This window comes from Escherichia sp. E2661 (genome assembly GCF_004745185.1).
Classification (GTDB): domain Bacteria; phylum Pseudomonadota; class Gammaproteobacteria; order Enterobacterales; family Enterobacteriaceae; genus Escherichia.
On the sequence record NZ_PDIG01000035.1, the window covers coordinates 90,360 to 102,039 of the forward strand.

Consider the following 11,680-nt stretch of genomic DNA (forward strand, 5'->3'; position numbering starts at 1 on the left):
AAATTTTCGCAACACGATGATGAATCGAAAGAAACATCTTCGGGTTGTGAGGTTAAGCGACTAAGCGTACACGGTGGATGCCCTGGCAGTCAGAGGCGATGAAGGACGTGCTAATCTGCGATAAGCGTCGGTAAGGTGATATGAACCGTTATAACCGGCGATTTCCGAATGGGGAAACCCAGTGTGTTTCGACACACTATCATTAACTGAATCCATAGGTTAATGAGGCGAACCGGGGGAACTGAAACATCTAAGTACCCCGAGGAAAAGAAATCAACCGAGATTCCCCCAGTAGCGGCGAGCGAACGGGGAGCAGCCCAGAGCCTGAATCAGTGTGTGTGTTAGTGGAAGCGTCTGGAAAGGCGTGCGATACAGGGTGACAGCCCCGTACACAAAAATGCACATGCTGTGAGCTCGATGAGTAGGGCGGGACACGTGGTATCCTGTCTGAATATGGGGGGACCATCCTCCAAGGCTAAATACTCCTGACTGACCGATAGTGAACCAGTACCGTGAGGGAAAGGCGAAAAGAACCCCGGCGAGGGGAGTGAAAAAGAACCTGAAACCGTGTACGTACAAGCAGTGGGAGCCTCTTTATGGGGTGACTGCGTACCTTTTGTATAATGGGTCAGCGACTTATATTCTGTAGCAAGGTTAACCGAATAGGGGAGCCGAAGGGAAACCGAGTCTTAACTGGGCGTTAAGTTGCAGGGTATAGACCCGAAACCCGGTGATCTAGCCATGGGCAGGTTGAAGGTTGGGTAACACTAACTGGAGGACCGAACCGACTAATGTTGAAAAATTAGCGGATGACTTGTGGCTGGGGGTGAAAGGCCAATCAAACCGGGAGATAGCTGGTTCTCCCCGAAAGCTATTTAGGTAGCGCCTCGTGAATTCATCTCCGGGGGTAGAGCACTGTTTCGGCAAGGGGGTCATCCCGACTTACCAACCCGATGCAAACTGCGAATACCGGAGAATGTTATCACGGGAGACACACGGCGGGTGCTAACGTCCGTCGTGAAGAGGGAAACAACCCAGACCGCCAGCTAAGGTCCCAAAGTCATGGTTAAGTGGGAAACGATGTGGGAAGGCCCAGACAGCCAGGATGTTGGCTTAGAAGCAGCCATCATTTAAAGAAAGCGTAATAGCTCACTGGTCGAGTCGGCCTGCGCGGAAGATGTAACGGGGCTAAACCATGCACCGAAGCTGCGGCAGCGACACTATGTGTTGTTGGGTAGGGGAGCGTTCTGTAAGCCTGTGAAGGTGGCCTGTGAGGGTTGCTGGAGGTATCAGAAGTGCGAATGCTGACATAAGTAACGATAAAGCGGGTGAAAAGCCCGCTCGCCGGAAGACCAAGGGTTCCTGTCCAACGTTAATCGGGGCAGGGTGAGTCGACCCCTAAGGCGAGGCCGAAAGGCGTAGTCGATGGGAAACAGGTTAATATTCCTGTACTTGGTGTTACTGCGAAGGGGGGACGGAGAAGGCTATGTTGGCCGGGCGACGGTTGTCCCGGTTTAAGCGTGTAGGCTGGTTTTCCAGGCAAATCCGGAAAATCAAGGCTGAGGCGTGATGACGAGGCACTACGGTGCTGAAGCAACAAATGCCCTGCTTCCAGGAAAAGCCTCTAAGCATCAGGTAACATCAAATCGTACCCCAAACCGACACAGGTGGTCAGGTAGAGAATACCAAGGCGCTTGAGAGAACTCGGGTGAAGGAACTAGGCAAAATGGTGCCGTAACTTCGGGAGAAGGCACGCTGATATGTAGGTGAAGTCCCTCGCGGATGGAGCTGAAATCAGTCGAAGATACCAGCTGGCTGCAACTGTTTATTAAAAACACAGCACTGTGCAAACACGAAAGTGGACGTATACGGTGTGACGCCTGCCCGGTGCCGGAAGGTTAATTGATGGGGTCAGCGCAAGCGAAGCTCTTGATCGAAGCCCCGGTAAACGGCGGCCGTAACTATAACGGTCCTAAGGTAGCGAAATTCCTTGTCGGGTAAGTTCCGACCTGCACGAATGGCGTAATGATGGCCAGGCTGTCTCCACCCGAGACTCAGTGAAATTGAACTCGCTGTGAAGATGCAGTGTACCCGCGGCAAGACGGAAAGACCCCGTGAACCTTTACTATAGCTTGACACTGAACATTGAGCCTTGATGTGTAGGATAGGTGGGAGGCTTTGAAGTGTGGACGCCAGTCTGCATGGAGCCGACCTTGAAATACCACCCTTTAATGTTTGATGTTCTAACGTGGACCCGTGATCCGGGTTGCGGACAGTGTCTGGTGGGTAGTTTGACTGGGGCGGTCTCCTCCTAAAGAGTAACGGAGGAGCACGAAGGTTGGCTAATCCTGGTCGGACATCAGGAGGTTAGTGCAATGGCATAAGCCAGCTTGACTGCGAGCGTGACGGCGCGAGCAGGTGCGAAAGCAGGTCATAGTGATCCGGTGGTTCTGAATGGAAGGGCCATCGCTCAACGGATAAAAGGTACTCCGGGGATAACAGGCTGATACCGCCCAAGAGTTCATATCGACGGCGGTGTTTGGCACCTCGATGTCGGCTCATCACATCCTGGGGCTGAAGTAGGTCCCAAGGGTATGGCTGTTCGCCATTTAAAGTGGTACGCGAGCTGGGTTTAGAACGTCGTGAGACAGTTCGGTCCCTATCTGCCGTGGGCGCTGGAGAACTGAGGGGGGCTGCTCCTAGTACGAGAGGACCGGAGTGGACGCATCACTGGTGTTCGGGTTGTCATGCCAATGGCACTGCCCGGTAGCTAAATGCGGAAGAGATAAGTGCTGAAAGCATCTAAGCACGAAACTTGCCCCGAGATGAGTTCTCCCTGAGACTTTAAGTCTCCTGAAGGAACGTTGAAGACGACGACGTTGATAGGCCGGGTGTGTAAGCGCAGCGATGCGTTGAGCTAACCGGTACTAATGAACCGTGAGGCTTAACCTTACAACGCCGAAGATGTTTTGGCGGATGAGACATCGATAAGTAAGCTTGATAACAGATTAGATTAACCGGCGTAAGCGGGTTAATAAAACAGAATTTGCCTGGCGGCCGTAGCGCGGTGGTCCCACCTGACCCCATGCCGAACTCAGAAGTGAAACGCCGTAGCGCCGATGGTAGTGTGGGGTCTCCCCATGCGAGAGTAGGGAACTGCCAGGCATCAAATTAAGCAGTAAGCCGGTCATAAAACCGGTGGTTGTAAAAGAATTCGGTGGAGCGGTAGTTCAGTCGGTTAGAATACCTGCCTGTCACGCAGGGGGTCGCGGGTTCGAGTCCCGTCCGTTCCGCCACCCTAATTAGGGGCGTAGTTCAATTGGTAGAGCACCGGTCTCCAAAACCGGGTGTTGGGAGTTCGAGTCTCTCCGCCCCTGCCAGAAATAATCCTTAGCGAAAGCTAAGGATTTTTTTTATCTAAAATAACCCTCTCCGAAGTAAATCCTTCCACCGGCGTCCTTGCCAGCCATTCAGATTAATACACTTCATCCAGTACGTTAATTTTTAATAGATCTCGAATCAGCGCGTGTTTGTCGCTATTTTGCAGCCATATGGCATAGAGCGGCCGTGAAAGTGTTGTACTGTCGACAACAGTATGCAAACCGCCTTTTTTGCGCGCCCAACTTACCGGTAGCCAGGTGCAGCCATTAAGCATTTCAATCTGTTGTTGTGCCAGTTCAGCAGAACTGGTTGTCAGGATAGGAACTTCATCAGCACCGATTAAACCTGCCTCATGCTGTTGAAAATCCGGCCCCCATTCCAGACGCAGATAGTTAAGATCACCCTTTAACTTAGAGGGGGCGCTGGCATAGAGCGCTAAAGTGAAATGTCCCAATAACTGGCTACTAAATTCGTCCATTTTGGGCGCTTCAGTGGTAATAAGAAGATCAAGTTGACGTTCATGTAGCTGTTTTACCAGAGACTGTCGTTGGGCAATCCGCGCTTCAAATTGCAGGCCTGTGTGGGCATCCTGATTCTGATACAAGCGCCCCAGCCACTGATTAAGCATACACTCCCACAGCGAGGCGCTGGCACCAATAGAAAACTCATTATGTCGTGAGGTATGCGCCACCTCCTTGCGGGCGGCCTGCCAGGTGCTCATTAGCGTTTCTGCATAAGGCAGAAGCTTTTCTCCGGCAGCGGTTAAACGGATATTGTTTCTGTGGCGGGTGAAAAGATTCACACCCAGTTGATTTTCCAGTTGTCTGATTCGAAAGCTCACGGCTGATTGGGTCAGATAGAGCGATTCAGCCGCTCGACCAAAGTGACGCGTTCGGCTAACTTCCAGGAAAGTTTTTAACAATTCCGTATCCACAGTGCTCTCCGCAAAATTATTTGTCGTTATGATTTAAATGTTTTGTTTTACACTCTGTCAAGCGTAACTAATACTCCGCGCCATAACTAGCTCGGTCAAAGAATTAGGAGCGTGCAGGATGGCGGAAAGCTTTACGACGACTAATCGATATTTCGACAATAAACATTATCCACGTGGATTCTCTCGTCATGGTGATTTCACCATCAAAGAGGCACAACTGCTTGAACGTCATGGTTATGCCTTCAATGAGCTGGATCTCGGCAAACGCGAGCCGGTTACCGAGGAAGAGAAACTCTTCGTAGCAGTATGCCGTGGCGAACGTGAGCCAGTGACAGAAGCAGAACGCGTGTGGTCCAAGTATATGACGCGTATTAAGCGTCCAAAACGTTTTCATACCCTTTCCGGCGGTAAACCGCAGGTTGAAGGAGCTGAAGACTACACCGATTCCGACGATTAATAAAAAGGGCGAAATGCCCTTTTTTTATGTCAGCAGTTTTTGCAAATGGATGAGCAAGCGGTCAATCGCACGATAGCTAACTGCCTCCTGCAAATGCTGCCGTGTGATAATGTCAGATTGATCAATATCAGCAATGGTTCGTGCTACTTTCAGTAATCGCTGCCAGGCACGAATCGATAACCCCAGATGGATCAGCGTTTCTTCCAGCCACTGCGCATCTGCGCTCTCAAGCTTGCAGAATTGGCGTATTTCCGGGCTATCCAGCCAGGCATTCAGTTTATTCTGCCGCTTAAATTGGCGCTCTCTGGCGGCCATTACACGTTGTTTAACGGTGGCGCTGCTTTCTCCCGGTACTACCGTTTTACTCAAAATGCCGGGGGGCGGTAGTGGGATCTCCAGTGAGAGGTCAAAGCGGTCAAGAAAGGGACCAGAGAGTCGGTTGAGATAACGTAATGTCTGTTCTGGTGTGCAGCGGTTATGGTTTCCCTGATAATGTCCGGTAGGGCTGGGGTTCATCGCCGCAACAAGCTGGAAACGGGCTGGATAGGTTATTTTTGCTCGCGTGCGTGAAAGATGGATCTGCCCAGACTCAATGGGTTCCCGCAAGGCATCCAGTGTACGCCGTTCAAATTCAGGTAGCTCATCAAGAAAAAGCACGCCGTTATGCGCCAGCGAAATTTCACCAGGCCCGGGAATTGCGCCACCGCCCACCATCGCAGTTAACGACGCACTGTGATGCGGTGAGCGGAACGGGCGCTGCCGCCATTGTTTTTGCACTGACTCGGCATTTACCAGACTTAATATCGCAGCGCTCTCCAGTGCCTCTTCATTGCTTAAATCTGGCAACAGGCCATTAATACGGCTGGCGAGCATTGTTTTACCTGTTCCTGGTGGCCCAATCAGTAAAAGGTTGTGGCCCCCTGCGGCGGTAATTTCCAGCCCTCGCTTTCCTTGCTCCTGACCGACAACATCACTGAGATCATGTTGTAGCGCGCGGGATACTGCATCAGTTGGTTTCGGGCGTTCGAGAGCATGCTTACCTTCGAGAAACGCACAGACAGCCTGCAGATGATCGGCTATCAGGCATCCTTCACCGTTAATTAGCCCCACTTCATCTTCGTTGTCTTTCGCGACGATAATTTTTCTGCCCGACTTAATGGCTTCAGTTGCACTGGAGATTGCGCCAGGAACGCCGCGCAGAGCGCCTGTAAGCGCCAGTTCCCCGACTAATTCATATTCATGCAACTTATTGGCTGTAAGCTGTTCAGAGGCTGCCAGCAAAGCAACAGCGATAGGTAAATCATATCGCCCTCCTTCTTTCGGCAGGTCGGCTGGTGCAAGGTTAATGGTGATTTTTTTCGCCGGATATTCATATCCGCTATTGATAATGGCGCTGCGCACGCGATCGCGTGCTTCTTTTACCGTTGTTTCTGGTAAGCCCACCATCGTTAATCCTGGTAGACCTTTACTGATATGAACCTCAACAGTGATCGGGGGAGCGTTTACTCCCAGAGCCGCACGAGTATGAACAATTGATAGTGACATAAGCCCTCCTTGAGCCACCATTATGTGCATAAGAGATCACTGCTGTAGTCTGCCAGATTGCGTTAATTAGCGGCTGATTCCCGTTTATTTATGCAACGTGATCTGAGTTGTATGAGTGATGGAATAACTCTCGCAAAAATGAGAAGTAAAAAAATTAGCCTCTGGGTGAGGGCAAGAAATATACGGAAATTGAATTTTTTTCACTCATCTTTTTTTTATATAAAAAACAATGGTTTTTATCGAAATTATTGGGAATACAGCAAAACGTGATTAAAAAATAATCTTGTGCCATTCGCAAAATCTATGGTAACTCTTTAGGCATTCCTTCGAACAAGATGCAAGAAAAGACAAAATGACAGCCCTTCTACGAGTGATTAGCCTGGTCGTGATTAGCGTGGTGGTGATTATTATCCCACCGTGCGGGGCTGCACTTGGACGAGGAAAGGCTTAGAGATCAAGCCTTAACGAACTAAGACCCCCGCACCGAAAGGTCCGGGGGTTTTTTTTGACCTTAAAAACATAACCGAGGAGCAGACAATGAATAACAGCACAAAATTCTGTTTCTCAAGATTCAGGACGGGGAACTAACTATGAATGGCGCACAGTGGGTGGTACATGCGTTGCGGGCACAGGGTGTGAATACCGTTTTCGGTTATCCGGGTGGCGCAATTATGCCGGTTTACGATGCATTGTATGACGGCGGCGTGGAGCACTTGCTGTGCCGACATGAGCAGGGAGCGGCAATGGCGGCTATCGGCTATGCCCGTGCTACTGGCAAAACTGGCGTATGTATCGCCACGTCTGGTCCGGGCGCAACCAACCTGATAACCGGGCTTGCGGACGCACTGTTAGATTCCATCCCTGTTGTTGCCATCACCGGTCAGGTGTCCGCTCCGTTCATCGGCACCGACGCATTTCAGGAAGTGGATGTCCTGGGATTGTCGTTAGCCTGTACCAAACACAGCTTCCTGGTGCAGTCGCTGGAAGAGTTGCCGCGCATCATGGCTGAAGCATTCGACGTTGCCAGCTCAGGTCGTCCTGGTCCGGTTCTGGTCGATATCCCAAAAGATATCCAGTTAGCCAGCGGCGATCTGGAACCGTGGTTCACCACCGTTGAAAACGAAGTGACTTTCCCACATGCCGAAGTCGAGCAAGCGCGCCAGATGCTGGCAAAAGCGCAAAAACCGATGCTGTACGTTGGCGGTGGCGTGGGCATGGCGCAGGCTGTTCCCGCTTTGCGTGAATTTCTCTCTGCCACAAAAATGCCTGGCACCTGCACGTTGAAAGGGCTGGGCGCAGTTGAAGCAGATTATCCGTACTATCTGGGCATGCTGGGAATGCACGGCACCAAAGCGGCGAACTTCGCGGTGCAGGAGTGCGATCTGCTGATCGCCGTGGGCGCACGTTTTGATGACCGGGTGACCGGCAAACTGAACACCTTTGCACCGCACGCCAGTGTTATCCATATGGATATCGACCCGGCAGAAATGAACAAGCTGCGTCAGGTGCATGTGGCATTACAGGGTGATTTAAATGCTCTGTTACCAGCATTACAGCAGCCGTTAAATATCAATGACTGGCAGCAATACTGCGCGCAGCTGCGTGATGAACATGCCTGGCGTTACGACCATCCCGGTGATGCAATCTACGCGCCGTTGTTGTTAAAACAACTGTCGGATCGTAAACCTGCGGATTGCGTTGTGACCACAGATGTGGGGCAGCACCAGATGTGGGCTGCGCAGCACATCGCCCACACTCGCCCGGAAAATTTCATCACCTCTAGCGGCTTAGGCACCATGGGTTTTGGTTTACCAGCGGCGGTTGGCGCACAAGTCGCGCGACCGAACGATACCGTCGTCTGTATCTCCGGTGACGGCTCTTTCATGATGAATGTGCAAGAGCTGGGCACCGTAAAACGCAAGCAGTTACCGTTGAAAATCGTCTTACTCGATAACCAACGGTTAGGGATGGTTCGACAATGGCAGCAACTGTTTTTCCAGGAGCGATACAGCGAAACCACCCTTACCGATAACCCCGATTTCCTCATGTTAGCCAGCGCCTTCGGCATCCCTGGCCAACACATCACCCGTAAAGACCAGGTTGAAGCGGCACTCGACACCATGCTGAACAGTGATGGGCCATACCTGCTTCATGTCTCAATCGACGAACTTGAGAACGTCTGGCCGCTGGTGCCGCCTGGCGCCAGTAATTCAGAAATGTTGGAGAAATTATCATGATGCAACATCAGGTCAATGTATCGGCTCGCTTCAATCCAGAAACCTTAGAACGTGTTTTACGCGTGGTGCGTCATCGTGGTTTCCACGTCTGCTCAATGAATATGGCCGCCGCCAGCGATGCACAAAATATAAATATCGAATTGACCGTTGCCAGCCCACGGTCGGTCGACTTACTGTTTAGTCAGTTAAATAAACTGGTGGACGTCGCACACGTTGCCATCTGCCAGAGCACAACCACATCACAACAAATCCGCGCCTGAGCGCAAAAGGAATATAAAAATGACCACGAAGAAAGCTGATTACATTTGGTTCAATGGGGAGATGGTTCGCTGGGAAGACGCGAAGGTGCATGTGATGTCGCACGCGCTGCACTATGGCACCTCGGTTTTTGAAGGCATCCGTTGCTACGACTCGCACAAAGGACCGGTTGTATTCCGCCATCGTGAGCATATGCAGCGTCTGCATGACTCCGCCAAAATCTATCGCTTCCCGGTTTCGCAGAGCATTGATGAGCTGATGGAAGCTTGTCGTGACGTGATCCGCAAAAACAATCTCACCAGCGCCTATATCCGTCCGCTGATCTTCGTCGGTGATGTTGGTATGGGCGTTAACCCGCCAGCGGGATACTCAACCGATGTGATTATCGCCGCTTTCCCGTGGGGAGCGTATCTGGGCGCAGAAGCGCTGGAGCAGGGGATCGATGCGATGGTTTCCTCCTGGAACCGTGCAGCACCAAACACCATCCCAACCGCGGCGAAAGCCGGTGGTAACTATCTCTCTTCCCTGCTGGTGGGTAGTGAAGCGCGCCGCCACGGTTATCAGGAAGGTATCGCGCTGGATGTGAATGGCTACATCTCTGAAGGTGCAGGCGAAAACCTGTTTGAAGTGAAAGACGGCGTGCTGTTCACCCCACCGTTCACCTCCTCCGCGCTGCCGGGTATTACCCGTGATGCCATCATCAAACTGGCGAAAGAGCTGGGAATTGAAGTGCGTGAGCAGGTGCTGTCGCGCGAATCACTGTACCTGGCGGATGAAGTGTTTATGTCCGGTACGGCGGCTGAAATCACGCCAGTGCGCAGCGTAGACGGTATTCAGGTTGGCGAAGGTCGTTGCGGCCCGGTTACCAAACGCATTCAGCAAGCCTTCTTCGGCCTCTTCACTGGCGAAACCGAAGATAAATGGGGCTGGTTAGATCAAGTTAATCAATAAATACAAAAAATGGGACGGCACGCACCGTCCCATTTACGAGACAGACACTGGGAGTAAATAAAGTATGCCTAAGTACCGTTCCGCCACCACCACTCATGGTCGTAATATGGCGGGTGCTCGTGCGCTGTGGCGCGCCACCGGAATGACCGACGCCGATTTCGGTAAGCCGATTATCGCGGTTGTGAACTCGTTCACCCAATTTGTACCGGGTCACGTCCATCTGCGCGATCTCGGTAAACTGGTCGCCGAACAAATTGAAGCGGCTGGCGGCGTTGCCAAAGAGTTCAACACCATTGCGGTGGATGATGGGATTGCCATGGGCCACGGGGGGATGCTTTATTCACTGCCATCTCGCGAACTGATCGCTGATTCCGTTGAATATATGGTCAACGCCCACTGCGCCGACGCCATGGTCTGCATCTCTAACTGCGACAAAATCACCCCGGGGATGCTGATGGCTTCCCTGCGATTAAACATTCCGGTGATCTTCGTTTCCGGCGGCCCGATGGAAGCCGGGAAAACCAAACTGTCCGATCAGATCATCAAACTCGATCTGGTTGATGCGATGATCCAGGGCGCAGACCCGAAAGTTTCTGACTCCCAGAGCGATCAGGTTGAACGTTCCGCCTGCCCAACCTGCGGTTCCTGCTCCGGGATGTTCACCGCCAACTCGATGAACTGCCTGACCGAAGCGCTGGGCCTGTCGCAGCCGGGCAACGGCTCGCTGCTGGCAACCCACGCCGACCGTAAGCAGCTGTTCCTCAATGCCGGTAAACGTATTGTTGAGCTGACCAAACGTTACTACGAGCAAAACGACGAAAGCGCGCTGCCGCGTAACATTGCAAGTTTTGCGGCGTTTGAAAACGCTATGACGCTGGATATCGCGATGGGCGGATCGACTAACACCGTACTTCACCTGCTGGCGGCGGCGCAGGAAGCGGAAATCGACTTCACCATGAGTGATATCGATAAGCTTTCCCGCAAAGTCCCGCAGCTGTGTAAAGTTGCGCCGAGTACCCAAAAATACCATATGGAAGATGTTCACCGGGCTGGTGGGGTTATCGGTATTCTCGGTGAACTGGATCGCGCGGGATTACTGAACCGTGATGTGAAAAACGTACTTGGCCTGACGTTGCCGCAAACGCTGGAACAATACGACGTTATGCTGACCCAGGATGACGCGGTAAAAAATATGTTCCGCGCAGGCCCTGCTGGCATTCGTACTACACAGGCATTCTCGCAGGATTGCCGTTGGGATTCTCTCGATGACGATCGCGCAAACGGCTGTATCCGCTCGCTGGAACACGCCTACAGCAAAGACGGTGGTCTGGCGGTGCTTTATGGTAATTTCGCAGAAAACGGCTGCATCGTTAAAACCGCGGGCGTCGATGACAGCATCCTCAAATTCACCGGCCCGGCGAAAGTATACGAAAGCCAGGACGACGCGGTAGAAGCGATTCTCGGCGGTAAAATTGTCGCCGGCGATGTGGTAGTAATTCGCTATGAAGGCCCGAAAGGCGGTCCGGGGATGCAGGAAATGCTCTACCCAACCAGCTTCCTGAAATCGATGGGTCTCGGTAAAGCCTGTGCGCTGATCACCGACGGTCGTTTCTCTGGCGGTACCTCTGGTCTTTCCATCGGCCACGTCTCGCCGGAAGCGGCAAGCGGCGGCAGCATTGGCCTGATTGAAGACGGCGATCTTATCGCTATCGACATTCCGAACCGTGGCATTCAGTTACAGGTAAGCGATGCCGAACTGGCGGCGCGTCGTGAAGCGCAGGAAGCACGAGGTGACCAGGCCTGGACGCCGAAAAATCGTGAACGCCAGGTTTCCTTTGCGCTGCGTGCCTACGCCAGCCTGGCGACCAGCGCCGACAAAGGCGCGGTGCGCGATAAATCGAAACTGGGGGGTTAATG

The 11,680-nt window shown here is 52.3% G+C and carries 9 protein-coding genes, 2 tRNA genes and 2 rRNA genes; 11 read left to right on the forward strand and 2 right to left on the reverse strand.

What is annotated here, in order from left to right:
- The first annotated feature begins 50 nt into the window (after positions 1–50).
- From CRI63_RS17565 to CRI63_RS17580, 4 genes are all read left to right on the forward strand, one after another.
- Positions 51–2,952, forward strand: a 23S ribosomal RNA gene (locus CRI63_RS17565).
- 97 nt (positions 2,953–3,049) lie between these two features.
- Positions 3,050–3,165 (forward strand): 5S ribosomal RNA (gene rrf / locus CRI63_RS17570).
- 54 nt (positions 3,166–3,219) lie between these two features.
- Positions 3,220–3,296, forward strand: a tRNA-Asp gene (locus CRI63_RS17575).
- 8 nt (positions 3,297–3,304) lie between these two features.
- Positions 3,305–3,380 (forward strand) — tRNA-Trp (locus tag CRI63_RS17580).
- Between the two features lie 95 nt (positions 3,381–3,475).
- Here the strand turns inward: CRI63_RS17580 and hdfR are convergent.
- Positions 3,476–4,315, reverse strand: coding sequence for an HTH-type transcriptional regulator HdfR (gene hdfR / locus CRI63_RS17585; protein ID WP_130219563.1), 840 nt, complete (start codon positions 4,313–4,315; stop codon positions 3,476–3,478).
- 118 nt (positions 4,316–4,433) lie between these two features.
- Here hdfR and maoP point away from each other — a divergent pair, with 118 nt between their 5' ends.
- The gene (maoP, locus tag CRI63_RS17590; protein WP_000841001.1) at positions 4,434–4,772 is read left to right on the forward strand and encodes a macrodomain Ori organization protein MaoP; all 339 of its coding nucleotides are present in this window, start codon (positions 4,434–4,436) and stop codon (positions 4,770–4,772) included.
- Between the two features lie 24 nt (positions 4,773–4,796).
- Here maoP and CRI63_RS17595 read toward each other — a convergent pair whose 3' ends face one another.
- On the reverse strand, positions 4,797–6,317 hold the full coding sequence (locus CRI63_RS17595) for a YifB family Mg chelatase-like AAA ATPase (protein WP_135403533.1): 1,521 nt from the start codon (positions 6,315–6,317) through the stop codon (positions 4,797–4,799).
- A 352-nt stretch (positions 6,318–6,669) separates the two neighbouring features.
- On the opposite strand from CRI63_RS17595, the gene ilvL reads away from it, so the two are divergent.
- From ilvL to ilvD, 6 genes are all read left to right on the forward strand, one after another.
- The gene (gene ilvL / locus CRI63_RS17600; protein WP_001311244.1) at positions 6,670–6,768 is read left to right on the forward strand and encodes an ilv operon leader peptide; all 99 of its coding nucleotides are present in this window, start codon (positions 6,670–6,672) and stop codon (positions 6,766–6,768) included.
- A gap of 86 nt (positions 6,769–6,854) precedes the next feature.
- Positions 6,855–6,905 (forward strand): peptide IlvX, encoded by a 51-nt coding sequence (gene ilvX / locus CRI63_RS17605; protein ID WP_001387183.1) that lies wholly within the window; start codon positions 6,855–6,857, stop codon positions 6,903–6,905.
- 2 nt (positions 6,906–6,907) lie between these two features.
- Complete coding sequence (gene ilvG / locus CRI63_RS17610) at positions 6,908–8,554, forward strand: acetolactate synthase 2 catalytic subunit (RefSeq protein WP_135520237.1); 1,647 nt, start codon at positions 6,908–6,910, stop codon at positions 8,552–8,554.
- Positions 8,551–8,814 (forward strand): acetolactate synthase 2 small subunit, encoded by a 264-nt coding sequence (ilvM, locus tag CRI63_RS17615; RefSeq protein WP_000983255.1) that lies wholly within the window; start codon positions 8,551–8,553, stop codon positions 8,812–8,814. The genes ilvG and ilvM overlap by 4 nt, the downstream gene beginning before the upstream one ends.
- 19 nt (positions 8,815–8,833) lie before the next feature.
- A complete protein-coding gene (ilvE, locus tag CRI63_RS17620; protein WP_000208520.1) occupies positions 8,834–9,763 on the forward strand; it encodes a branched-chain-amino-acid transaminase in 930 nt (309 codons plus the stop codon).
- Between the two features lie 64 nt (positions 9,764–9,827).
- The gene (gene ilvD, locus CRI63_RS17625) at positions 9,828–11,678 is read left to right on the forward strand and encodes a dihydroxy-acid dehydratase (RefSeq protein WP_135520238.1); all 1,851 of its coding nucleotides are present in this window, start codon (positions 9,828–9,830) and stop codon (positions 11,676–11,678) included.
- Positions 11,679–11,680 lie beyond the last annotated feature (2 nt).